The 23,814-nt window shown below is 41.9% G+C and carries 22 protein-coding genes; 15 read left to right on the plus strand and 7 right to left on the minus strand.

Annotated features, from left to right (window positions below):
* Positions 1 to 47 precede the first annotated feature (47 nt).
* A complete protein-coding gene (locus tag HC733_RS23225) occupies positions 48 to 311 on the minus strand; it encodes a terminase (protein ID WP_238937590.1) in 264 nt (87 codons plus the stop codon).
* Positions 312 to 934: 623 nt separating this feature from the next.
* Between HC733_RS23225 and HC733_RS16560 the strand changes: the two genes are divergently transcribed.
* The 5 genes from HC733_RS16560 to nhaA all read left to right on the plus strand — a co-directional run bounded on the left by HC733_RS16560 (position 935) and on the right by nhaA (position 6,818).
* Positions 935 to 2,125, plus strand: a complete 1,191-nt coding sequence (locus HC733_RS16560; RefSeq protein ID WP_190366123.1) for a DUF1611 domain-containing protein — start codon at positions 935 to 937, stop codon at positions 2,123 to 2,125.
* A complete protein-coding gene (locus HC733_RS16565) occupies positions 2,122 to 3,189 on the plus strand; it encodes an alanine/ornithine racemase family PLP-dependent enzyme (protein ID WP_190366124.1) in 1,068 nt (355 codons plus the stop codon). Before HC733_RS16560 ends, HC733_RS16565 begins: the two co-directional genes overlap by 4 nt.
* 83 nt (positions 3,190 to 3,272) lie before the next feature.
* Entirely contained in the window at positions 3,273 to 4,325 is a 1,053-nt protein-coding gene (hflK, locus tag HC733_RS16570) for an FtsH protease activity modulator HflK (RefSeq protein WP_190366125.1), read from the plus strand.
* Positions 4,322 to 5,314 (plus strand): protease modulator HflC, encoded by a 993-nt coding sequence (gene hflC, locus HC733_RS16575; protein ID WP_190366126.1) that lies wholly within the window; start codon positions 4,322 to 4,324, stop codon positions 5,312 to 5,314. Before hflK ends, hflC begins: the two co-directional genes overlap by 4 nt.
* A gap of 151 nt (positions 5,315 to 5,465) precedes the next feature.
* Complete coding sequence (gene nhaA, locus HC733_RS16580; protein WP_190366127.1) at positions 5,466 to 6,818, plus strand: Na+/H+ antiporter NhaA; 1,353 nt, start codon at positions 5,466 to 5,468, stop codon at positions 6,816 to 6,818.
* 133 nt (positions 6,819 to 6,951) lie between these two features.
* On the opposite strand, the gene HC733_RS16585 is transcribed toward nhaA, so the two are convergent.
* Positions 6,952 to 7,401: an Lrp/AsnC family transcriptional regulator gene (locus HC733_RS16585; protein WP_446727644.1), complete on the minus strand. Its 450-nt coding sequence runs from the start codon at positions 7,399 to 7,401 to the stop codon at positions 6,952 to 6,954.
* A gap of 142 nt (positions 7,402 to 7,543) precedes the next feature.
* Between HC733_RS16585 and HC733_RS16590 the strand changes: the two genes are divergently transcribed.
* The 3 genes from HC733_RS16590 to HC733_RS16600 all read left to right on the plus strand — a co-directional run bounded on the left by HC733_RS16590 (position 7,544) and on the right by HC733_RS16600 (position 10,700).
* Positions 7,544 to 8,770 carry an aspartate aminotransferase family protein gene (locus HC733_RS16590; RefSeq protein WP_190366129.1) on the plus strand — a complete coding sequence of 409 codons (1,227 nt, stop codon included), beginning with the start codon at positions 7,544 to 7,546 and terminating at the stop codon, positions 8,768 to 8,770.
* 40 nt (positions 8,771 to 8,810) lie between these two features.
* Positions 8,811 to 9,830 carry an arginine N-succinyltransferase gene (astA, locus tag HC733_RS16595; RefSeq protein ID WP_190366130.1) on the plus strand — a complete coding sequence of 340 codons (1,020 nt, stop codon included), beginning with the start codon at positions 8,811 to 8,813 and terminating at the stop codon, positions 9,828 to 9,830.
* 66 nt (positions 9,831 to 9,896) lie between these two features.
* Positions 9,897 to 10,700, plus strand: coding sequence for a DUF1338 domain-containing protein (locus HC733_RS16600; RefSeq protein WP_190366131.1), 804 nt, complete (start codon positions 9,897 to 9,899; stop codon positions 10,698 to 10,700).
* 70 nt (positions 10,701 to 10,770) lie between these two features.
* On the opposite strand, the gene HC733_RS16605 is transcribed toward HC733_RS16600, so the two are convergent.
* Entirely contained in the window at positions 10,771 to 13,731 is a 2,961-nt protein-coding gene (locus tag HC733_RS16605; RefSeq protein WP_190366132.1) for a TonB-dependent receptor domain-containing protein, read from the minus strand.
* A 617-nt stretch (positions 13,732 to 14,348) separates the two neighbouring features.
* Here HC733_RS16605 and HC733_RS16610 point away from each other — a divergent pair.
* A complete protein-coding gene (locus HC733_RS16610; RefSeq protein ID WP_190366133.1) occupies positions 14,349 to 15,674 on the plus strand; it encodes a DUF2252 family protein in 1,326 nt (441 codons plus the stop codon).
* On the opposite strand, the gene HC733_RS16615 is transcribed toward HC733_RS16610, so the two are convergent.
* Positions 15,639 to 16,574, minus strand: coding sequence for a ribonuclease Z (locus HC733_RS16615; protein ID WP_190366134.1), 936 nt, complete (start codon positions 16,572 to 16,574; stop codon positions 15,639 to 15,641). The two genes, HC733_RS16610 and HC733_RS16615, sit on opposite strands and share 36 nt — an antisense overlap.
* Before the next feature lie 82 nt (positions 16,575 to 16,656).
* On the opposite strand from HC733_RS16615, the gene HC733_RS16620 reads away from it, so the two are divergent.
* From HC733_RS16620 to HC733_RS16640, 5 genes are all read left to right on the plus strand, one after another.
* On the plus strand, positions 16,657 to 16,923 hold the full coding sequence (locus tag HC733_RS16620) for a DUF3081 family protein (RefSeq protein ID WP_190366135.1): 267 nt from the start codon (positions 16,657 to 16,659) through the stop codon (positions 16,921 to 16,923).
* An 8-nt stretch (positions 16,924 to 16,931) separates the two neighbouring features.
* Positions 16,932 to 17,240: a hypothetical protein gene (locus tag HC733_RS16625; protein WP_190366136.1), complete on the plus strand. Its 309-nt coding sequence runs from the start codon at positions 16,932 to 16,934 to the stop codon at positions 17,238 to 17,240.
* Entirely contained in the window at positions 17,233 to 18,708 is a 1,476-nt protein-coding gene (locus tag HC733_RS16630) for an FAD-binding domain-containing protein (protein WP_190366137.1), read from the plus strand. Before HC733_RS16625 ends, HC733_RS16630 begins: the two co-directional genes overlap by 8 nt.
* Positions 18,709 to 18,853: 145 nt before the next feature.
* Positions 18,854 to 20,449 (plus strand): AbgT family transporter, encoded by a 1,596-nt coding sequence (locus HC733_RS16635; RefSeq protein WP_190366138.1) that lies wholly within the window; start codon positions 18,854 to 18,856, stop codon positions 20,447 to 20,449.
* A gap of 195 nt (positions 20,450 to 20,644) precedes the next feature.
* Entirely contained in the window at positions 20,645 to 21,280 is a 636-nt protein-coding gene (locus tag HC733_RS16640) for a glutathione S-transferase family protein (protein ID WP_190366139.1), read from the plus strand.
* Positions 21,281 to 21,329: 49 nt separating this feature from the next.
* Here HC733_RS16640 and HC733_RS16645 read toward each other — a convergent pair whose 3' ends face one another.
* The 3 genes from HC733_RS16645 to HC733_RS16655 form a co-directional block, all read right to left on the minus strand.
* A complete protein-coding gene (locus HC733_RS16645) occupies positions 21,330 to 21,782 on the minus strand; it encodes a DMT family transporter (RefSeq protein WP_190366140.1) in 453 nt (150 codons plus the stop codon).
* Position 21,783: 1 nt separating this feature from the next.
* Entirely contained in the window at positions 21,784 to 22,431 is a 648-nt protein-coding gene (locus HC733_RS16650; RefSeq protein ID WP_190366141.1) for a nitroreductase family protein, read from the minus strand.
* Positions 22,432 to 22,496: 65 nt separating this feature from the next.
* The gene (locus HC733_RS16655) at positions 22,497 to 23,099 is read right to left on the minus strand and encodes a Crp/Fnr family transcriptional regulator (RefSeq protein WP_190366142.1); all 603 of its coding nucleotides are present in this window, start codon (positions 23,097 to 23,099) and stop codon (positions 22,497 to 22,499) included.
* 113 nt (positions 23,100 to 23,212) lie between these two features.
* Here HC733_RS16655 and zapE point away from each other — a divergent pair, with 113 nt between their 5' ends.
* On the plus strand, positions 23,213 to 23,713 hold the full coding sequence (gene zapE, locus HC733_RS16660) for a cell division protein ZapE (RefSeq protein ID WP_190366143.1): 501 nt from the start codon (positions 23,213 to 23,215) through the stop codon (positions 23,711 to 23,713).
* Positions 23,714 to 23,814 lie beyond the last annotated feature (101 nt).

Genomic DNA, 23,814 nt, shown 5'->3' on the forward strand with positions numbered 1-23,814 from the left:
ATCTGCGTTAAATATAGCGCCATTACCCGTGCTGCTTTAAATGGGTGTTAAGGTTTATGATTTCGAAGAGCTGAATACCACTTTCCAGTGATCACGAATTTTGGAAACGTGTATAATTGCTCCAAAAATACACGTATAAAAGCATTTTTGGCACTTGAAAATGGTTCAGGTGGTAGCGCTTCTTTACTGTGACCAAAACCTTGCACCGCAATTGAAATAGCCATTAACAGCATAGAATAAATTAGCGACAAAATATTCAAGCTAATAACTGAACTGATAAGAGACACTGTACCAAAAATAAATGCTGGCACTGCAAAAATATGGATCCACAAATTGATACGAGACTTGTGAAATTTGCTATACCCATCCCACTGTCACTGTAAAATATCCCTCATGTTCATTGTTCCTCCAAAAGCGCTAATAGAGCTATGAGCAATCCCTTGCGGTTACCTTCCATGATAGGCAGGAAGTTAAGCAAATAAGGTGTCACTTATAAAAGCAAAACCATACTAATTCAAATGATAAGATAAATAAAATGGTCATTTGCTAGCGCCTGCTTTTGTTCTAAGCGCACTAACAGCGTGGCTGGATAGGCTGTTAACAACAGCTATTGCAAAAAGCAGGCGTACAAACGCTATTTGGTGGGCGAATCAATAAAGTCTAAAGTAAGATTGCTTAAATTTTTTACTCAATACCGTTAAATTGGGTCACTAAACCAATTGTCGTTGTTGTAGTGTTAAAATTGCGTGATGTGGATGTAACTAAGTTTTTGCATATAAATGAGATAATACTATCTAATGTATAAAAAATGGCCTATCTTTATAGTTCCCGACTCACTCCCAACTTGCTTAGTGGGACTACTTGTACCTCTCCCGATTTAAAATCTCGGTATGCACAAATCGACCTCTAGGTTCTATAAATACTGAGGCTAATAATGTCTTCTCCAAATATAGTCAACCTTTTTTCAATTGTTTCTAAAAAGGTTGCACAATCTAAAGCGCAAAATGATTCTTTTAGGTCAAATCACGGTCATAACACCGGCGCTACGCTTAGTGCAGTTATTTTTTGTGAGGGAAACTTCACTAAAACAGATGGTAAAACAGCCAATGGGCTGATCCGCTATTCTCCCAAATTTCGCATATTATCTGTCATTGATAGCGAAAAAGCGGGGTTAGATTCAGGATATGCACTGGATCGCAAAAATAATGGTATTCCAATCTATGCAAGCTTACAGGAAGCTGTTCACAAGGCCAGTGAGAGGCCTGAATATTTTATATTTGGCATTGCGCCTTCGAGTGGTGTGTTATCGACTTCACAACGGCTTGTTATTATTGAAGCAATGAAGCTTGGAATGAATATTATCAATGGCTTACATGAATATTTAAATGATGACCCAGAGTTTCTCGGCATTAGCCGAGAAAATAGAGTGGCGATTTTTGACATACGTAAACCTAGAGAGCAGCGCAACTTACAAATTTTTAGCGGTCTTATCAATAACGTGGATTGCCCAAGAATCGTGGTAATGGGCACTGATTGTGCGGTTGGCAAACGCACAACAGCAACGATACTTGCTGACGCTTTGAAGCAAAGTGGCCTTAATGTTGTTTTAGTCGCTACTGGGCAAACGGGCGTAATGCAAGGCTCTAAATATAGTTTAGTGATGGACTCTATACCGGCTCAGTTTTGCCCGGGAGAGCTCGAAGCGATAATTTGCCGAGCTTATGAAACTGAGAAACCAGATGTCATTATCATCGAAGGACAAGGCGCGCTTAGCCACCCAGCATTTTGCACAAGTGCGATGATAATTCGAGGCTCTGCACCTAATGCAGTGATTGTGCAACATGCCCCACACCGTAAATTTAGAGTTGATTTTGCACAAATGCGCATGCCATCACTCGCAAGTGAAATAGAGCTAATAGAAAACTTCACACATACAAAGGTGATTGGTATTAGCATAAATCATGAAGATATGAGCAACCACGAAGTTGACGAGTGTATATATCACTACTCAAAAGAATTTGGCATACCCGTTACCGACGCACTAAAGCGTTCAAGTGAATTTTTACTGCATATGGTTTTTAAAGCTTTTCCACTGCTTGAAAGAAAAATACCAACGCCGTTATGAACACGCCAAGGTTAGAAATCGACTGTGCCAAAATTGTTGCTAATGCAAAACAACTTATCAGCATACTAAAACCTCATGGCATCAGTATAGTACCCGTTACCAAAGTATTTATGGGCCATCCTGCAGTTGCAGCTTCGCTTATCTTATCTGGCGTTAAAATGCTCGCCGACTCACGTATAGAAAATATAGAAAGGATGAGACACGCCGGCATTACCATACCAATGATGTTGATACGAACGCCAATGCTGAGTCAGGTCGAGCGCGTGGTATTAAACTGTGAAATAAGCCTTAATACCGAGCTTATCGTAATAAGAGCATTGTCTAAAGCGGCAAAGAGTGCGGGATTCCTTCATGGAGTTATAGTAATGGTTGAGTTAGGCGACCTTAGGGAAGGCATTATGCCAGATAAGCTTTTTGACATTATCAGGCAAACACTAAGACTTTCAAATATTACCTTAAAAGGAATTGGCGCCAATTTAACGTGCCGTTATGGCGTTGCGCCACAGCAAGATAATATGGATTTTTTAGCCAAATTAGCAAAAGAAGCTGAAACGCTATTTGGCATTCGTTTTGAAATCATCTCTGGAGGTAACTCAGCAAACCTACTTTGGGCACTGGACTTAGACCCACATGTACATAATGGCGTTAATCAATTACGGCTGGGTGAAGCGATTTACTTTGGCGTTGAAGCGCTCTACAAACACCCCATAGCTGGCGCACATACCGATATCGTCACTTTGGTAGCAGAAGTTATTGAATCCAACATTAAACCATCAATACCGAAGGGACGACGATCCATAAATGCCTTTGGTGAAATGCCACAAGTTATTGATAGAGGACAAGTTAAACAAGGGCTACTTGCGCTTGGTCGTCAAGATGTTAATCCATTAGGAATAATACCACCGCGAGGAATAACGATTGTAGCCAGTTGCAGTGACCACTTGGTGGTTGAAAGTGCAGGAGTAGCTTTGCAGGTTGGTCAAGAAATTAGATTTAAGCTGGACTACAGTGGTTTGCTCTCAGCAATGACCTCCCCATATGTTAGTAAGTACTTTTATCACTAAAACGGAACGCCTAAGCGCGTAATTCTAAAAACCTACGTTTAGTTCATGTAAGCGATTAACAACCTAAAAGAGAGGAACTTAAAATGAGTGACAACAATAACACTGACAGCCCTTGGGGAGGGGGTAATAAATCACCACCAGATTTAAATGAAATTTTAAAAAAGTTATTTTATGTGCCAACTATATTACCCGGCGGTCGCCATCCAAGTTTTCCATTCGTTTTTGCCTTTATCTGCGTATTACTCACAATATGGAATTCAGCCTATACAGTCCCTAGTGATTCAGTGGCGGTTATACAGCGCTTTGGTAAATTTTTATCCCTTGAGCAGCCAGGCCTGCATTTCAAATTACCATTTGGTATAGATCATGCCAGTACAGTGCCTGTAAAACGGCAACTTAAACAAGAGTTTGGCTTCTCTACAGTGGGGGCCAATGACCCCTATCAAAGCCCCCGCCGCAATGAAGGGTTACGAGAAACGCAAATGGTTACTGGAGACTTAAATGCCGCTCTTGTTGAATGGGTAGTGCAATATCGTATTTCTGATCCGGTTAAATTTTTATTTGAAGTTAGAGAGCCCAGTGAAACCTTACGCTATGTATCTGAATCTGTAATGCGTGAGGTGGTAGGCGACCGTACGGTTGATGAAGTGATTACCATTGGGCGACAGGAAATAGAGTCTCAAGCACTTATAAAAATGCAAGCATTATCAACCAAGTATGCAATGGGGTTAAGTATCGATCAGGTGCAACTTAAAAATATTAACCCGCCAATGCCCGTACAAGAGTCATTTAATGAAGTAAACCAAGCACAGCAGCAAAAAGAAAAGCTCATCAACGAAGCGCGCCGAGATTACAACAAAGTGATTCCACTGGCTTTAGGTGAAAAAGATCAACGGATCAGAGAAGCCGATGGTTATCGCTTAAAACGAGTAAATGAAGCCCAGGGTGATGTTGCCCGATTCAATGCGCTCTATGCACAATATCTTAAAGCCCCAGAAGTAACTAAGCGACGCATATATGTCGAAACTTTGCAGTCTGTGTTACCTAGCATTCGTTCAAAAGTGATCATAGATGACAAAGCGCAGCATGTTTTACCTTTTCTTAATCTAAATAAAATGTCGGGAGAAAAACCATGAAAGCAAAAAAAATAACCATTGCTGTTGCTTTGCTTCTGGTTGTTGGGCTGACCCTAAATAATGCACTTTATACTGTTAGCGAAGTTGAACAAGTCATTATTACGCAATTTGGTAAACCTATCGGAGAACCAATAGTTGATGCAGGGTTGCACATAAAAGCCCCTTTTATTCAACAAGTAAACGCAATAGATAAGCGTGTGTTGGAGTGGAACGGTGCCCCTTCAGATATGCCAACCAAAGATAAACTTTATATTTCGGTCAACATATTTGCACGATGGCGTATTACCGAACCTCTGCAATATTTTTTGCGTCTTCGAGATGAGCGAAGTGCGCAATCAAGATTGGATGATATTTTGGGAAGCGAAACCCGCAACTCGGTTGCCAAACATAAACTGATCGAAATTATACGCACCAGTGCAGATAGAAAGCCTTTGCGTGAAGGGCTACTAAGTGAATTAGATGCTGACACTAAAATTGGTGCGCTTGTGCCAATTCATAAAGGCCGCCAGATGGTAGAAGCAGAGATCTTTACCGCCGCAGCTGAAAAAGTACAGGTGTTTGGTATTGAGTTGCTCGATATTCGTTTTAAACGTATTAACTATAACGAAAGTGTTCGGCCTAAAATTTATGAGCGTATGGTGAGTGAACGTCGCCAAATTGCTGAGAGGTTTTTATCGGAAGGCAATGGTGAAGCAGCTAGAATTCGTGGTGACAGAGTCAGAGAGTTAAATAAAATTCAATCAGAAGCTTACCGCCAAGTAGAAGAAATTAGAGGGCAAGCAGATGGCAAAGCTGCGCAAATTTATGCCCAAGCCTACAATCAAAGCCCGCAAGCTGTGAGCTTATTTGAATTTACTCGAACTATGCAAGCTTACCCGAGCATTATGGCCGATGATACAACGCTTATTTTGTCTACCGATAGCGATTTATTTAAGTTCTTAAAAGGCATGGAGGCAATAAGTGACTCAAAAATTAAGAAGAAGGATTAAAGCACAGATACAGCACTCAAGTGCAGTCTTTGTTATCGACACATGGCATAGGGGTTGAGCAATTTGCAAAACCACGATGGTAAAAAAACTGTATTTAAAAATAAGGTGTTGGTCCCTTATTTTTTTGCTGTTAATGGGATAAGTAAAAATCATGAGTGACCGTTCGCAAAATACAAAATTTGGTCACGCTACTGGGCTACCCAAAGAGCATATCGATTGGATTGTACAGCCAATTTCTCGGTTCTTTAAAGTGGAGGCAGCAGCGGGTGTCACCTTATTGTTATCAACCATAGCTGCTTTGATCTTGGCAAATTCACCTTTGAGTGAGGCATTTGCAAGCTTTTGGCATATATCAATCGGGATCAAGTTTGATACTTTTGAATATGAACGCTCGATAGAAGAATGGGTTAACGATGCAGCAATGACACTATTTTTCTTTTTGATTGCGCTAGAGCTTAAACGTGAGTTGGTATTGGGTGAATTACGCAACCCAAGCCTAGCTATGTTGTCTGTTTCTGGAGCCTTGGGTGGCATGTTGGTGCCCGCTCTGGTCTACTTATCGTTGCAATTTTCACTGCCTGGCCAGCATGGCTGGGGAACCGTAATGGCCACAGACACGGCATTTGTGCTTGGTTGCTTAGCACTGCTTGGTACAGGTATTCCCAAAAGTTTACGGGTATTTATGTTGTCGTTAGCCGTAGTTGATGACTTGGGCGCGATAATTGTTGTTGCCATTGGTTACGGAGGTAACCTAGATTGGCTTGCTATTGGTATCGCTTTAATGGGATTTGTGCTCGTTAAGCTAATGGCTTTTTTAGGTGTTAGAAGCATCACCGTGTTTTTTATTGTCGGTATATTTATATGGGTTGCTGTTGATGCCTCTGGCATACATGCCACGGTGACAGGTGTTATTTTAGGGTTGTTAACGCCAACCAATAAATGGGTAAGTGATGATAGACTCCATGCAATTATGAATTGTGTGGTTGATTACCCTCCTGGCGAGCATTGGAGTGGCGACACGCCGGACCGTAAAGCCTTAAGAACCGCAGAAGCAGCGGCAAGAGAAGCACTCTCTCCTGTTGAGCGCTTAGAGATATTGCTTCATCCTTGGGTAGGTTTTATCGTGATGCCACTATTTGCATTTGCCAATGCAGGCATTCCATTAGCAGAGGTAAGTTTTACGTCATCACTCACACTTGCGGTGTTTCTTGGTTTTGTATTAGGTAAACCCATCGGTATTTTGTTGTTTAGTTGGGCGGCTGTGCGAATAAAAATTGCAAGGCTTCCAAGTGACTTACATTGGGTCATGATCCTTGGCGGCGGCATGCTGGCAGGTATCGGTTTTACAATGGCGTTGTTTATCGCCAATTTAGCGTACAGCCCCGAACAGTTAAACGCTGCAAAACTGGGCATTTTATTTGCCTCGGTATTTTCGGCATTGGCTGGGTTAATGATGCTTTGGTATATCGCTAAAACTGAACAGCATAAGCCGACTGAGTGGTAACGTGATGTGTTAAATTACCGCAAAGTGCCCTGACTGGCACTTTGCTTATGCTGGATCACTACGCGTTTATGTCCAAAACCGAGTTTATCCGACCTAACAACTACCTCAAACCATAGGTGAGAACCACGCTACCCTAACGCTTAAACTTGGTTTCTAGAATAACCGAGGAGTTGGTGCGCTCTACCCCTTCTAAATTACCGATGTCATCCAAAATGATGCTGAGCTGTTGCAGGCTTTGTGCTTCTACGACCGCTATCATGTCGTATTCGCCGCTGATGGCGTACAAGGCGCTTATGTTGCTCATGTGCTTTAAAGCTATGTTGGTTTTGGTGGTGAGCTTTTGTTTAACTTTTATGGATACATGGGCTTCTACTCGCTCAGATAGGTACTCGTGTCCAAACTCTACGCTGTAGCCTTTTATCACCCCTGATTGCTCTAATTTTTGTAAGCGGCTTTGCACGGTTGAGCGTGATAAATCTAAGCTTCTTGCTAAATCTGAAATACTGGCGCGGGCGTTACTTCTTAACAACGCAATCAGCTTTTCGTCTTGTGAATTTATCATTTTGCTAAATTTGTTCGTCAATTTGACTTTTATTTTAAACAATTTGTGTATTTTTGCACTGCAAATTTACGTTAATCATCGTAATAATGTTGATAAATCAGCATCTTTATTTTTGTTTAAAAAAGATGCACAACAAGTTGAAGTAAAATAAGAGGACGTCGTCATGCAAGCTAACCGCGAATTATTCGATCAGGTTATGGTACCAAATTACAACCCATCAGAAGTTATTCCTGTTAAAGGTAAGGGCTCACGTGTATGGGACCAAAAAGGCGACGAGTATATCGACTTTGCCGGTGGTATTGCCGTTAACTGTTTGGGTCATTGTCACCCTGCGCTTGTTAATGCATTGACTGAACAAGGCCAAAAACTGTGGCACTTATCAAACGTAATGACCAATGAGCCTGCATTGCGTTTAGCAAAAAAAATCACCGACGCTACGTTTGCCGACAAAGTGTACTTTGCAAACTCAGGCGCAGAAGCAAACGAAGCGGCACTTAAACTTGCACGTCGTTTTGCACTGGATAATTACGGCGAAGACAAAACACAAATCATCGCATTTAACAAAGGTTTCCACGGTCGTACCTTCTTCACAGTAACTGTGGGTGGTCAAGCTGCTTACTCTGACGGTTTTGGTCCAAAGCCAGCTGACATCGTACACTGCGATTACAACGATTTAGCAGCATTCGAAAAGCTTATCAGCGACAAAACCTGTGCGGTTATGATGGAGCCACTACAAGGCGAAGGCGGTATCATCACTGCAACTAAAGAGTTTGTTGAAGGCGTGCGCGCACTCTGTGACAAGCACAATGCCTTGTTGATCTTCGATGAAGTACAATCAGGTGTTGGCCGTACAGGTGAGCTTTACGCATACCAAGGCCTTGGTGTAACGCCAGACATCTTAAGCACAGCAAAAGCTCTGGGCGGCGGTTTCCCAATCGGCGCTATGATCACCACTGATGCAATCGCTAAACACCTTAAAGTAGGTACTCACGGCTCTACATACGGCGGTAACCCACTGGCGTGTGCCGTGGCAGAAGCTGCGTTCGATACCGTAAATACACCGGAAGTGTTAAGCCAAGTTAAAGTTAAAGAGCAACTATTCCGCGATGGCCTAAATGCGATTAACGACAAGTACAACGTATTTGCAGAAGTACGTGGTAAAGGTTTGTTACTAGGTGCGGTACTTAACGATAGCTACAAAGATCGCGCGCGTGATTTTATGCTAGCAAGCACCAAGCATGGTCTAATGACGCTAGTTGCTGGTACTAACGTACTTCGTTTTACACCTTCATTGGTTATTCCTAATGAAGATATTACAGCTGGCTTAGCGCGCTTTGAAATGGCGGTAGCTGATGTTGTAGCAGCTACGGCGCAAGCAGCTAGCGCTTAATCGGTTTGGGAGGTGTAACCGCCTCCCTTTGGATGCAATTATGCAGATATTAAGACCGATAGCGAGTCGCGATTTCGCAGCTTTTAAACAAATCGCCATAGAGTCTGGTCACGGCTTTACGTCGTTACCAGTAGACGACCAGATATTACAAGACAAAATAGCGCGCTCTGAAAAAAGCTTCAGCAAAACACTGTCTAAACCGTTTGATGAAGGTTATGTGTTTGTACTTGAAGATAGCGAAACAGGCGAAATCATGGGCACTACCGCCATTGAAGCGGCTGTGGGCATGCAGGTTCCCCTTTATCACTATCATTTAGGTAAAACTGTGCATCATTCACGCACGCTTGATGTTTACAATACCGTTGACATCTTGAGCATGTGTAATGACTACACAGGTTGCAGCGAAATTTGTACCTTGTTTTTAAGAGAGCCATTTCGCAAAGGCTTAGCTGGGCGCTTTTTAAGCCGTTCGCGCTTTGTGTTTATGGCTGATCATAGTGAGCGTTTTAGCGAAACGGTTATCGCAGAAATGCGCGGCGTAAGTGATGCCAACGGTAATTCACCGTTTTGGAAGTGGTTACAAGAGCACTTTTTCAGCATCGAGTTTCCGCAAGCCGACCATTTAGTAGGTTTGGGTGACAAGGTGTTTATCAGTGAATTGATGCCCAAGTACCCTATTTACGCTAATTTACTGAGCGAAGAGGCACAGGCCGTGATTGGCAAAGTGCACGAAAAGACTAAACCAGCTTTAAAGTTACTGCAAAAAGAAGGCTTTGAGCACAGAGGTTATATTGATTTATTTGATGCAGGTCCTACGGTTGAAGCTAAGTTAAAGAACATTCGCACTGTTCAGCGCTCCGTGGTGGCACACATTGAGATACGTAGCGATGTAACCGGAAAGGCACGTGCAATATCAAACCAAGGGCTTGCAAACTTTAAGGCAACTTTTACTGATAAATGTTCTTATGATGAACAGAGCAATACATTATTTGTTGATGCGAGTGTCGCTAAAGCGTTGGCATTAAACAACGGTGACTCTGTGAGAACGTTTACTTTATAAACTTGTTGCGTCGGGCTTAATCGCACCAAGTTAACGCGGACAATCCGCAAAATTAAGGAACCCATTATGCACAACAATGTTGATCAACTATTTGACGAACTTTGGAATAATTATCTTTCGGTAACACCTTCAGCTGTTAAAGTTCATGAGCTGCTAGGTTCAACGCAAAAAGATGATGTGATCAATGACCACATTGCACTACGTACTTTCAACCTTGAGAAAGTTGGCCTAGAAAAACTAGCAGCACACTTCAAAGCGGTTGGTTACAAAGAGTGTGGCGAATACCATTTCGAAGCTAAAAAGCTATACGCAAAGCATTTTGAACACTCAGATCCAACAAAGCCAAAAGTGTTTATTTCAGAGCTATTAGTTGAGAAGTTTTCTCCACAATTACAAGCAATTGTGAAAGATATGGTTGCACAGATTGATGAAAGTGCTATCACTGCCGACAACTTTTTATACTCAGGTACACACTGGCAAGTTAGCCACGAGCAGTACAAGCAGTTATTAGAAGAAAGCGAATATGCTGCGTGGATGGCTGCATGGGGTTACCGTGCAAACCACTTCACCGTGAGCATTAACTATTTGCAAAACTTCAGCACCATTGAAGCGGTTAACCAAGCACTGAAAGACGCTGGTTTTGAACTAAACAGCTCTGGTGGCGAAATCAAAGGTTCACCAGAGGTGTTACTTGAGCAATCGTCAACACTTGCTGATCACTTCAATGTTAAGTTTAGTGATGGTGAGTTTAGCATTCCAAGTTGCTTCTATGAATTTGCGCTTCGCTATGAAAAACCAGATGGTGAAATCTACACTGGGTTTGTAGCGGCATCAGCAGATAAAATTTTCGAAAGCACAAACGCGCGTTAATCTAACGATTATGCAGATAAAAAAGCAGAGCTGGGCTCTGCTTTTTTGCTGTTAAATGTAAAGTGTAAGATTAAAACTTGTACTTTAAACCTGCTCTGTATGTTCGGCCAACGGCATCATAAAACATGTTACCTTGGTTCAGCAGCGGTAATTTAGGCGGCTTTTTATCACCTAAGTTATTGATACCCATATAAAGCATTAGCTCATCAGTTGCGTTGTAATTAATACGTAAGTTGTGTGTTGTATAGCTTGGGATATTGTTACCAAATTCTTTAGGGTAATACTCATCAGATCTGGTTTTATCAAATGTCGCGCTGCCAACATAGTTAGTGTTCAAGCTCGCAGAAATATCTTCATACTGATAGGTAGTAGCAATATTTGCTCTTACGCGCGGATAACGGCGACTGCCTGCTTCGTTTTCGGTTGGTAAGCCAGCCTTTGGGTTTTGCTCAGAAATACGCTCGTCAAGATATGAGAGATTAGCGCGAAAATCTAAGCGCCCTAGCGGTAAATCAAAAGCTAACATACTCTCAACATCTACCCCTTTGGCTGTAAATTTAGCGGCGTTAATGTTATTGACTGAAACATAGAGAATTTTGCCGTCGTCAGCTCGTCTGATTTTGTCACAAAAAGTACTATCTAGAGCAGAGCCATCTACACAGTTTTCAAGTACATCGGTACCACTAACCTCAGTGATTGCGTCGGTTATTTCGATATCCCAATAATCAATTGACAAATTAAAGTCAGCGCTTGGTGTATACGTTAGACCAACGGTTAGCGTGTCAGCGGTTTCGGGTTTTAATTCAAGGTTTCCCTTAGTATGTTGTAATACCGTGCCAAAAGACGCATTTGACTGAAAATCAGGTGATAGACCTAATGCTGCACAGTTAGCTTTGCGGTTTGCAGTAACTGACTCTTTTGCGACTAGGTTTTCTGCATGACATGGATCAGTTAGCCTGCCAGCGCCAGCGGTTGTTGGCTTGAACAGTTCGGCAACATTGGGGGCTCGTACGGCTCGGGAAAAGCTTATTCTTGAGCCAATGTCGTACCCTATTTGCCAATTAAAACCGCCTTTATACGTGAAATCACCACCAGTAATGCTGTTATCGGCATAACGCCCTGCAACTTCTACATCAAGGCTCTCAATGAAAGGTAAATCAGCTAGTAGTGGCACGCTCACTTCGGCAAATAGTTCTTTAACATCGTAACTACCTTTTACAGGGCTAAAGAATAGGTTTGTTTCAGGGCTTTGGCCTGTGGTTAATCCAACTAAGCCAAGACCGACACCATTTTCATCTCGGCCATAAGTTAAAGGATCTGGTTCATCTGACGATTCTTCTTTACGATATTCAAGGCCTGCAGCAAAAGCGATAGGACCAAGATCGGTTGAGCCCAAATCACCATTAATTACAAAGCTTGCCAAGGTTTGCTTCATTTGCTGCTGGCGATGTAGATTAACGCTTGCATAAGCTAACGCAGCAGCTGAAGCTTGTTTAAACATCGGGTTATAAGGAACACAAGCAGGGTCAGATGTATCACGACATACCGCCTCACCAGCTTCATTGGTTGTTGCATCCAAGGCACGGTAATAGCGCTCATTATAAGTGGTTCTTTCATATATATCGGCATCTACTTGACCATGCTGAACATAAAACTCATAGTCATAATCGCTAAACTGGCCTTGACCACCGAAGGTAAATTGACGAGTTTCGCGGGTATTATCCGAGCTAGATGGCAAACCAATAACTGCCAGCGCAACTTCGTTTAAGCTGCGTTCCTGCATTAATGGTCTTAGCCCTTCAGGTAAGAAGGGATTGTCTATTTTTAAAGAGACTAACGGTCCAAAGTTATCATCATGGAAAATACTCGCTTGCCCTGTCGCGAATGATTCAACTTTTGCATACTTTGCGTTTGCGTACAGCGTTAGGTCATCGGCAATGTCGTAGCGCGTACCAAAGTCGAATAACAATCTGTCACTTGGTGCAACTAGATAAATTGTTTCAGGCGTTCTAAAGCCGTCACCACCGTCACATTGTACAGGTCCATCACAAAACGAGCCGCTTTCGAAAGGTCTGAAGTGACCATCTGTACGGTCTAGCGTAAAGGTGTCATATCCTACCTTACCAAATGGGAAAGTAATTGGATCATTCGCAAAGGTAGGTACTGGAGCATGTGTGATGGGCATATCACCGAAAAAGTAGTTCTCATTAGGGACATAAATTAATCCTTCTGCACTGAGTGCTTGGAAGCGCAGGTCATTGATGTATACGGTGTCAGCAATCCCATCATTTGGGCCTGTATTTTCTGGATTAGGCAAAAAAGAGTGGTTCATATTTGCGTAATCACGGTCTGTAGCTTTGAGCTCGTCTCGTTTTGAGTAGGTAGCATGAACAGTAAAGTTACCCTTGCCATTTGCATAGTCTTGGCCAAAGGTTATTGATAAGTCTTCACTTGCTGCATCACTTTGTGCACTTTCACCATAAGATGCGTCAACTTCAAGACCAACAAAGTCTTTTTTCATAATGAAGTTTACAACGCCAGTTACGGCATCGGCACCATAAATGGCAGATGCGCCACCTGTGATTATCTCTACTCGCTCAACTAGAGCTGATGGGATCATCGCTAAATCAACCGCAGAGTTACCAGCATCACCAGGTACGTGACGACGTCCGTTAACTAATACTAGGCTTCGCTCTGTGCCCAAACCGCGCAGGTTGACCAGTTCTTGACCTGCTGAAGATAAGCCGCTGCCGTTTTGATCTCGCGCAGTCACCCCACCCACACCATCAATCATCGCTGGCAATTTATGCATGAGGTCGCCAATATTCTTAACACCCGACATTTCAATAGCTTTGGCGTCAAGCACTGTAGTTGGAGTGGTCATTTGTGCACTAGAGCGGGCGATACGAGAGCCTGTTATTTGAATTTTTTCTACTTCTTCAACGCCGTCTTGCTCAACAGCGTAGCTGAAGCCTGCGGCTAATAGTGTCGCTAAGCTAAGTGCGACTTTACTAAGGTTGAAATTGCGCATACTACATCCTATCGGTTTAATTATTATTATTGTGTTTGACTGCACCGCCAAAGCACGACAACTAGCCATATCGAAAATAAGTTAATTTGATTTGGCTATATGTATAGAGAATGAAAAAATCAGCGCGTAGTCAATTTGTGAACAGATTTGATTGGTCTTTAGTATGTATTGTGAATTTTACAATGCATCCCTAAAAGTAACGCGTTAGATACAGTGAGGTAATCTCAGATACAGATAAAATATATCTCACATATTGACGGATTTTCAAACTGGCGTTAATTTGGTTGGTTGCTCATTAAACAAATAGTCATAAAAATGCGTTTTTCGTCATAAGCCCTCTCTTATTACAGTTTAAAATGGTACTAAAGTGTGGGGTTTTATCATTGAGATTAGTCTGCTCAGGCTATTAATTTGTATCTTGCAATAACTTGTTTCAATAATTAGCAAAACTGTATAAATAGAACGAGTTTAAGTCATATTATTGCAACTAAATTGTCATAGCGTTTGGTTAGCGTGGGGTAAGGTATTTTAGAAAGCTCTCAGCTAAATCAATGGTTATATTGCTCACTCTAAAATATGGACCAATGGCTGATGATGCCAAAACGAGGAGAGTATAAATGAATAGAAGCGCGCAAATCCAAACCATACTAACTAAGATTGACGGCGTACAAACAATTGGAACATTACAAAAGCACGTAAAAATGGCCAGTAGTCCGTTTTTGTTTTTACGCGGTAGTGCAGCTTTGATGTACAGCGACTTTGCTCAAAACGCCATATCCTTACCCGCTCCTTTGTTTGAAATTCCACTCACTTGCATTTTAGGCGATTGTCATACAGCAAATTTTGGTTTTATTAGTGAAGAAGGCTCACACGGTGACACCATTATATTCACCCCAAATGATTTTGATGACGCCTGCGTAGGTCATGCAGTGTGGGATCTATTTCGATTTATTACGAGTTTGTATTTAGCCCGTCATCATGCAGCAGAGCAGCAAATGAATTCTGATGACATCAAAATTAGACAAAAGCCGTTAGTGAACAAAGAGCAAGTCTACGAAGGCGCACACGCTTTTTTACAATCGTACCTGCAAACTTGTCAGGATTCTGTTGATGATAAGCTCACGACACAATCGGCTTTGTCATCGTTCGACAATGAGCATATCCTGCATAAGCGTTGGCAAAAAGCACTGCAAAGAAAAGCAGGTGGTGCCGCGTTTAAAACGACCAGCACCTTGGCTAAGGAACTTGATTTTGCTACCTTGCCATTGGCTTTTAAAGAAGATGAGCAGCGCTTTAGACGCTTAAATCCACAAGTTTATAATGATCTCATTGATACTTTTTCACCTTATGCAGATGATGAGATCCTAGATGTGGTTGAGCGCTTAAGTGCTGGCACTGGCTCACATAACCTGACGCGTTATTATCTACTTGTAGGCCCTCAAAGTGCAAAAATGTGCGAACAAGCGTTTCATTTGTGCCACATCGTAGAGGTTAAACAACAGCGTTTGGCTGCGCCTCTTCACTATTTCACAGACCTGAGTCCAATAAATCGCTTAAATGCAGCCCATTTGACTGTTAATTGCCAACGAAAAATGCAGCGCCGCCCAGATATTGTACTGGATGACGTATACTGGCAAGACAAACACTGGTTAGTACGCTCTAGGCATCACGCACGTGTTGGCTGTGACCCAGAAGATTTCATGCTGGGTAAACGTGCCGCGTTAAAAAATGGTTTTATTCAATATGCAACAAGCTGTGGCCATACGTTGGCGTTAGCGCATATGCGTGGCGATAGACGTTCGACGCTTTTTCAACAAGCATGTGTTGAAAAACTCAAGCCCCACCTTGATGAATTGATAACTGCGGCACAGCGCTATGCGATTGTGGTTCAGGCAGATCAAGAATTACTACAAGCTTTGCTTCGGGATAGTCAAACTCAATAAATCTTCAGCAAAATATAACTCGCCTTGGTAATGTTCGCATGCTTCTCGTTTTAGAGGCTCGAGCATACCTGGGCCATGATAGCGTACGCTTAAGTGAGTTAAAGCCAGGCGTGCAACGGCATGTTGTTGAGCAAATTCGGCCACTCTTTTAGCATCAGAATGTCCAGTATGAGTACCCACTTTTAGTAAATCTGCATGGGTAAACGTTGCTTCGTGAACGAGCAAGTCAACATCGCTTAGGTAATTGGCTAGTTTTGCAGGTTTTTCATTGTCTCCGCAAATAATCACGGTGCGAGGACGCCAACTGTCAAAGGTATACTCTTTAGCATGGAGTGTTATGTTTTTATACACAACATCATGACCTTTTTGCAGAGCATTGTAATGCGGGCCACTTTCAATATTGTCAGCTTTTAATTGCTCTATTTTTAACTTTTTAGGTATTTGCGTTTCTGTGATTTTATAGCCAAAGCTAGGTACTCGATGCTTGAGCTCAATGGCTTCTATTTGGCACAAAGAAAGTTTTAGTGGTGCCTTTAATTCTTCAACATTATGGCAAATCAAATCAAAACCGAGCTTAACATCGGTCAGCGCTAAACTTGCATGAATAAAATGAATGAGTTTTTGCGGCGCTATCAGCGATACAGGTTCGCTTCTGCCACATAACGACATACTCGATAACAGACCTGGCAAGCCATAACAGTGATCGCCATGAATATGGGTGATACAGATCACCGCTAATTTAGCGGGTGATAAATTGGTTTCTAATATTTGATGTTGCGTGCCTTCAGCGCAGTCAACAAGTAGCCACTGTTTGGCTGAGTCAAAGGAAACTGCAACGGCTGACATGTTGCGATAACGACTTGGGCTGCCTGATGAGGTGCCCAAAAACTGAATTTGCATGGCGCTAATTGACTTAATACTTGTATTTTATTGATCTTACCCTAATTCTAATACGTAACAAAGACAACGAAATGGAGTCATCATGAAAAACGATTTAGACAGTAAAACGATACTCAGTGTTTACGAATACATACAAAAGCATGGTGAAGTAACACCAGAGGGTAAGTTCTTTGATGGCATTACAGCGTTTTCAGATATTGATGCTTATACGATTTACTTTCAAGGCAGTGGCGTACTGATGCGCTATGGCTTTCATAACACGTATCACCTTGATTACGAGCACGATAAACATAAAGACGATTTTATTGCCAAGATTGACGCAATTAAAAAGCAAATTGACAGTGACTAGCGAGATGTATGACACGCAGGCATAACAGACAAAAAAAGAACGGCGGCGATAGCAGAGGCTTACAGTTTATTTATGCTGCGTTAGAGGAGCTTAAGGCTAACCCTCACAAACTTGATATTGTAAAAAGCAATTGTAACGCTTTTAAACAACAGCCGTTTTTAAAAAAAGGTTTACTACTTGCCGTTGAGCGCTTTGAATGGGTGTTTGAAGTAGATGACAATATTGAGAGAATCATAGCGCAAGTTTTGGCCGATGATTACATTGGTAAACGGATCAGGCGCTATCCCTTACTTTTTAAAGGCGTGGCAAGTGATTAATGTTGTTTGGCTAAAGCGGGATTTTAGGGTTGATGACCATGCGCCGCTGCACCATAGTCAAAAATGCGCCGAGCCAACTTTATTTTTATACGTTATAGAACCGCAATATTGGCAGCTTGATGATACCAGCGCGAGGCAATTTTCGTTTATCGCACAAGCTGTACTTTCTTACGCCAAACAGCTCGAAAAATTAGGGGGCTTTTTATGTGTTCGCAGTGGCAATGTGGCAGATATACTGAGCAAAATTCATCAAAAATATCCTATAAAAGCGCTATTTTGCCATCAAGAAACGGGCAACCAGTGGACGTATGCAAGGGATAAAGCAGTTTATTTATGGTGTAAAGACAAGCACGTAAAAATACAGGAATATCGGCAACAAGCGGTTTTTAGAGGTCGGCTAAATCGAGATTCATGGCAAACCCGTGCTAATGAATGGCTAGACAGCGAGTCATTGCCGGCGCCCAGCCAAGTGCGCTCAGTGCTCAGTTATCACAGCGGATTACATCTGTTAGACCACTACCCCGGCAACGATAGCTTTGCTGCCAAGCAAATGCAACAAGGCTCTGTGGATGCCGCAAACGCAACACTACACAGTTTTTTTGAACAGCGGATTAATCATTATCTGTTTGGTATATCCAGTCCGGTAAAATCAGTAACATCTAGTTCTCGATTGAGTCCTTATCTATGTTATGGCGTGCTGAGTTTAAAAAAAGTGATGCAAATGGCCTGCGAGCTGCAAGTAGATAAACGGCAAAGGTCAGGATTTTTGGCCAGACTATATTGGCACAGTCACTTTGTACAAAAACTAGAATCAGAACCCAGATATGAAACGCAAGCAGTAAATCGTTCGCTAGTTAGTATGCGCGAAAGCGATTTTGATGAGGCCAGTTTTGCGCGTTGGAAACTTGGGCAAACAGGTGTTCCGTTTGTTGACGCTTGCATGAGAATGCTGATTCAAACTGGTTGGATTAATTTTCGCATGAGGGCAATGTTAGTTGCCTACGCCAGCTACCATTTATGGCTGGACTGGCCCAAAACAGCTGCTTATTTAGCAAGTACGTTTGTAGATTACGAGCCTGGCATCCATTACCCGCAAGTTCAGATGCAATCCGGCACAACCGGCATCAATCCGTTTCGTATTTATAACCCCTTAATGCAAGGGCAAAAGTTTGATCCCAAAGGCGAGTTTATCCGAAGGTACATACCTGAGCTTGCACATGTGCCTGACAGCTACATTCATATGCCTTGGTTGTACACTGGCTTAAAAACAGACTGCTACGACAGGCCAAAAATACTACCTGATGAAGCAGCAAGACAAGCGAAACTTAAGATCTCCAGCTATTACAAGCAGCATTTAAACAGCGCAGAAACTAAGCGAGTTATTAAAAAACACGCATCAAGGCGCGGTAGAAGCCTTAAAAAAACGGTGCCAATAAACATTGATAAAAACCAATTATCGCTATTTTAATGCTCCAATAGCATTAGTCGGGTGCTCAATTGGCTTAAGTTGAATCATTTTGTCTTGCTAAAGTGGCTGGCCAACGAATCTATGTGATAGTAAAGCTAAAAAATGGTAAATTACTGCAAATTTTTAGAATTAGAGATTATAAGCTATGTCAAATGTTGTAGAGACACAAGCCGATGATCAGCAGGAAAATAAAGGTTGGTTTAACCGATTTTTAGCCACTGTTGAGTTTTTGGGGAATATGTTACCCCACCCTATCACTTTATTTGCGATGTTCTGTATCGCGATTGTTGTGTTCAGCGGTATTGCCGATTGGATGGGATTAAGTGCGATTGACCCGCGTCCAGAAGGTGCAAAAGGTCGTGACCCAGATGGCATTATTGAAGTTGTTAGTTTGCTAAGCGCAGAAGGTTTACAAAAAATTGTTACTGGCTTGGTTACTAATTTTACAGGGTTTGCGCCACTGGGCACCGTGCTGGTGGCCCTGTTAGGCGTAAGTGTTGCTGAGCACTCGGGGCTACTATCAGCTGCAATGCGTGGCATGGTAATGGGCGCTTCAAAACGTTTAGTTACTTTCATGATTGTATTTGCAGCGATATTGTCTAACACCGCGTCTGAACTTGGTTATGTAGTGCTGATCCCGTTAGCTGCGATGATTTTCCATAGTTTAGGGCGTCACCCATTAGCTGGTTTAGCTGCTGCATTTGCTGGGGTATCGGGTGGTTATAGTGCAAACTTATTGCTAGGTACTATTGACCCATTACTTGCTGGTATTACTACGCCAGCGGCACAAATGATCGACCCAACATATCAGGTAGGCCCAGAAGCGAACTGGTATTTTATGATGGTGTCGGTGTTTTTAATCGCCATTGTTGGTACTTGGGTAACGGAAAAAATTGTTGAGCCGCGCCTTGGCAAATATAACCCAAATGATGCAAGCATCGACTTGGGTGAAAACAATATTGAGCACTTATCAGCAAAAGAAAAGTCTGGCCTAAAATGGGCAGGAGTGACACTGTTAATCGTATCTATTTTACTTGCTCTGACAATCGTGCCCGACAATGGCATATTGCGTCATCCTGAAACAGGCCTTGTGGCTGGTTCTCCGTTTTTAAAGGGAATCGTGGTCTTTATCTTTGTGACGTTTGCGATACCAGGCTTTGTTTATGGGCGCGTGGTAGGAACGATGAAAAATGACCGCGACGTGATAAACGCGATGAGTAAGTCCATGAGTTCAATGGGCATGTACATTGTACTGGTGTTTTTTGCAGCGCAGTTTGTGGCATTCTTCAAATGGACTAACCTAGGTACTATTTTAGCAATCAATGGTGCCGCCCTGCTTACTGCACTTAATCTTACTGGTCCTGAAGTATTCGTGTTATTCATATTCATGTGTGCAGTTGTAAATTTGAGCTTAGGTTCATCATCGGCGCAGTGGGCGGTGACAGCTCCTATCTTTGTACCTATGCTGATGTTGATAGGCTATGCGCCTGAGACCATTCAAGCGGCCTATAGGATAGGTGACTCTGTGACTAACTTAATTACACCTATGATGAGTTATTTTGGACTGATCTTGGCAGTTGCCACCAAATATAAGAAGGATATGGGCATAGGTACGTTGGTTGCAACGATGCTGCCTTATAGCATGTGCTTTTTTGTTGGTTGGGTATTATTGTTCTATATCTGGGTATTTGGATTTGGCTTACCGGTTGGGCCAAACTCACCGATATATTATACGCCTTAAGGATTTACAGCGCCGACTTATGTCGGCGTTTTCATTTCAAACGGAGTGATTTAGGAACAAAAAAGTATAAAATACTGACATAATAAGTAAAAATTGATTTGTTAAATAGAGGATGCTCACCTACAGTTCAATAGAACCCACCAAAAAAGGAGCTTAGGTTTCTAATGAAATATTAACCAATCATAAAGGTAGTATATGTACACACTTTTTTATTATCCTCGAAACGCAAGCCTTGCGCCGCATTTTGTTTTGAAAGCACTGGGCGTTCCATTTCAACTAGAGTTAGTTGACCGCAAGAAAGTTGTTCAAAAATCTGCGCAATATTTGAAAATCAACCCAACGGGGCGAATACCGACACTGGTAGACGATGACTTTGTGCTATTTGAAAGTGCCGCTATTTGCTTATATTTATGTGAAAAACACCCCGATGGTCATTTAATACCAACAGAGGCGAAAGCAAAAGCACAGTTTTATCAGTGGCTGATGTATTTAACGACCACTGTGCAAAACGAATTAATGGTTTACTTTTATCCTGAACGGCACACGCAAAGCGCCATCATGTATGACGATATAGTTAACACGCAGCAATCTAGAGTAAGTGAGTGTTTGGCTATATTGAACAAGCACATTGGTGACAAAACGTACATGGTAAACGATCAGTTTACAGTGTGCGATTGTTATATGTTTATGCTCTGTATTTGGGCTGATGAGATGAAAAAACCGCCATTAAGTTTTGCTAATCTCAATCGTTACCTTAAAGGATTAGCCAAACATCCCGCAATCAAGGCAGTTTGCGAGGAGGAGCAGACGAGTTTATCAGTTTATAAATAACAGAATATACATCATGGGGTTGATGTTGTACCCCATGGAAACGTAACAATTAACTCGCGCTAAAGTCTTTATTAACAAGTATCAAGCCGATAATCATGGCAATAATCCCGATTAATTTTTGTAGTGAGATACTCGCTTGAGGCACACTAAACCAGCCATAATGTGAAATTAGCATCGCCATTAATAGCTGACCGCTCAGTACAAATGACATCAAATTGCCAACGCCCATTTTGGGGATCAAAAAGTAACATAAGCCAACGCCCGCAGTACTCAAAATACCACCTACTCCCCATAGATACCAAGGCACATTGGCAACGAGCTTGGCGCTTGGAGCGCTGTTATTTGAGGCACTCAGTGCAAGCAAAGAAAAAAATGCGCTAAAAGAAAATGCACAGACTGTTGCCAAAATAGGGTTTTTTAGTAAGCTGCCCAATTGAGCGTTCATACTGGCTTGCAGTGCAATTGCTGCGCCTGCAAAAAATGCAAGGATAGTAAACGTCATATTAATCTACCTTAATAACCAGATCTTCAATTGGCTTTCTAACTTTGTTAGCATGCGCAACGTGATCTAATGGATGGCGATAGCCGATTGGGCAGGCTATAACTGTTTTGAGCCTAAACTTATCTAGTTCTAAAATTTGGTCAAATTTGTCCTTATCTATACCACCCACTGGACAAGCATCCACTTTAAGAGAAGCAGCTGAAAGTAACAACGTACTCAGTGCGATATACGCCTGTTCTGATGCCCATTGGTACTGTGTTGGCTTATCAAATTTGGCAACGGAACTGAGCATAGTTTGCTTCATTGCGTTGAGCTTTTTACCAATGAGGTCGTTATGCAGCGAGTACCTAAGGACATACTGTTCAACCATTTCGGTTATTGGGCTCATATCAGCGGCTAGAACAAGTAAATGACTATTTAGTGTGATTTTTTCTTGTCCGTAGCTAGCTTCGACTAACTTGTCCTTTATTTCACGATTTTTGATAACTAACAGTTTATAAGGCTGTAAGCCATAAGAAGACGGGCTTAATCGAGTGTCTTTTAAGACTTGATTTAATTTGGTGTCACTGACAATTTCATCGGAAAAGCGACGAACTGCGTATCTCCATTGCAGCATCGGTTGAAGATGAGTAAGTGATTCGGCTTGCATTAGTTTCTCTACCTCTAAGTAATCATAGATGCAGCATAATCACTCAGCGCTCGCGGTTCATTTACCTATGTAAATGAACTCGAAGTTTTTAATGATTTTCTGATCCTACTTAATTGTGTGGCACTAATACCTAAATGTGACGCTAGATGGTATTGAGGAATTTGTTCAACCAAAGCACTGTTTTGTTTCAAAAATAGCAGGTATCGCTCGGTGGCATCTTGCTGAATTAAGCAAATTTCACGTTGGTCTTTTTCAAGCAACCAATTTTTTTCAAGATACTTAATTTGAAAACGCATTAGTTCAGGGTTATCGAACAAGATCTCACGATAAGCTTTGAAATTGATTAATAACACTTCGCAGTCTTGCAAACATTGAATCCCCTGCTCAACGGCTTTTTGTTGATGAAGTGCACTCATTATACCGGGAAACTCACCAGCGCAAAAAAAGCGCTTGTTATACTCATGACCTTGATGGTCGCAGGCAAATAGCCTAACAATGCCACGGTTTATAAAAGCAAAACTGTTAGGCAACTCGCCATAAGGATAAATGTATTGATCCTTTTTATAAGTGCTTTGCGTACACAAGGAGACTATTTGCTGCCATGTTGTTTGAGATATGGGAGAATAGCTTTCCATAACTCTGCGTAGTTGTTTGAGTGCATCAGACATTTGAACTCCATTTTACACGCGGGAAAATAATCAAAATTGTTTTATTCGACAGTAAGTTGTCGCTTTCGATTATATCGAATAGTTCAAAACACTCTAAATAGTTTTAAGGTACTATGCACGAACAATATCAACAACTGTTGCTGGCGGGCAAACTCAACTTTGACAGTAAACAGGAGCATGCAGTTACAGAACTTGCGCAATTACATCGGCAATTAATAAATAACGCGCGATGTCGTGGTATTTATTTATACGGGCCTGTGGGGCGCGGTAAAACCATGCTCATGGATATGTTTTTCGAATCTTTGCAAGGCATACCTAAACAACGCTTACATTTTCACCATTTTATGAAAAAGGTGCATAACCGACTTAACTGTATTCAAGGGCTAAATAATCCATTAGCCAATATTGCTGTACAATGGGCACAAGAATCGAAAGTGCTGTGTTTTGATGAATTTTTCGTTACTGACATTGGTGACGCAATAATAATGGCACGGCTATTCGATTCGTTGTTTGCTCATGGAATGGTCCTTGTTGCTACCTCAAATTGTCATCCATCAGAGCTATACAAAAACGGCTTACAACGTGATAGGTTTTTACCTGAGGGATCCCCATAAATAATCATTTAAATTCAAACACATCACTAACATCCAAATTTTGCCAATTCAAGTCAGTGATGGTTTTCTTAAAATGCCGGAGCCCCGCCATATAGTCTTGC

Origin of the sequence: Pseudoalteromonas sp. S16_S37 (assembly GCF_014694405.1) — a bacterium.
Classification (GTDB): domain Bacteria; phylum Pseudomonadota; class Gammaproteobacteria; order Enterobacterales; family Alteromonadaceae; genus Pseudoalteromonas.

Coding starts and splice junctions, on each gene's coding strand:
- HC733_RS16655 (WP_190366142.1), bottom strand. CDS start 23,099: ATGTCTGATGCACTCAAACAACTACGCAGAGTTATGGAAAGCTATTCT.
- hflK (WP_190366125.1), top strand. CDS start 3,273: ATGAGTGACAACAATAACACTGACAGCCCTTGGGGAGGGGGTAATAAA.
- HC733_RS16610 (WP_190366133.1), top strand. CDS start 14,349: ATGAATAGAAGCGCGCAAATCCAAACCATACTAACTAAGATTGACGGC.
- HC733_RS16650 (WP_190366141.1), bottom strand. CDS start 22,431: ATGCAAGCCGAATCACTTACTCATCTTCAACCGATGCTGCAATGGAGA.
- HC733_RS16560 (WP_190366123.1), top strand. CDS start 935: ATGTCTTCTCCAAATATAGTCAACCTTTTTTCAATTGTTTCTAAAAAG.
- hflC (WP_190366126.1), top strand. CDS start 4,322: ATGAAAGCAAAAAAAATAACCATTGCTGTTGCTTTGCTTCTGGTTGTT.
- HC733_RS16640 (WP_190366139.1), top strand. CDS start 20,645: ATGTACACACTTTTTTATTATCCTCGAAACGCAAGCCTTGCGCCGCAT.
- HC733_RS16605 (WP_190366132.1), bottom strand. CDS start 13,731: ATGCGCAATTTCAACCTTAGTAAAGTCGCACTTAGCTTAGCGACACTA.
- astA (WP_190366130.1), top strand. CDS start 8,811: ATGCAGATATTAAGACCGATAGCGAGTCGCGATTTCGCAGCTTTTAAA.
- HC733_RS16625 (WP_190366136.1), top strand. CDS start 16,932: ATGACACGCAGGCATAACAGACAAAAAAAGAACGGCGGCGATAGCAGA.
- zapE (WP_190366143.1), top strand. CDS start 23,213: ATGCACGAACAATATCAACAACTGTTGCTGGCGGGCAAACTCAACTTT.
- nhaA (WP_190366127.1), top strand. CDS start 5,466: ATGAGTGACCGTTCGCAAAATACAAAATTTGGTCACGCTACTGGGCTA.
- HC733_RS16645 (WP_190366140.1), bottom strand. CDS start 21,782: ATGACGTTTACTATCCTTGCATTTTTTGCAGGCGCAGCAATTGCACTG.
- HC733_RS16620 (WP_190366135.1), top strand. CDS start 16,657: ATGAAAAACGATTTAGACAGTAAAACGATACTCAGTGTTTACGAATAC.
- HC733_RS16600 (WP_190366131.1), top strand. CDS start 9,897: ATGCACAACAATGTTGATCAACTATTTGACGAACTTTGGAATAATTAT.
- HC733_RS16615 (WP_190366134.1), bottom strand. CDS start 16,574: ATGCAAATTCAGTTTTTGGGCACCTCATCAGGCAGCCCAAGTCGTTAT.
- HC733_RS16565 (WP_190366124.1), top strand. CDS start 2,122: ATGAACACGCCAAGGTTAGAAATCGACTGTGCCAAAATTGTTGCTAAT.
- HC733_RS16590 (WP_190366129.1), top strand. CDS start 7,544: ATGCAAGCTAACCGCGAATTATTCGATCAGGTTATGGTACCAAATTAC.
- HC733_RS16635 (WP_190366138.1), top strand. CDS start 18,854: ATGTCAAATGTTGTAGAGACACAAGCCGATGATCAGCAGGAAAATAAA.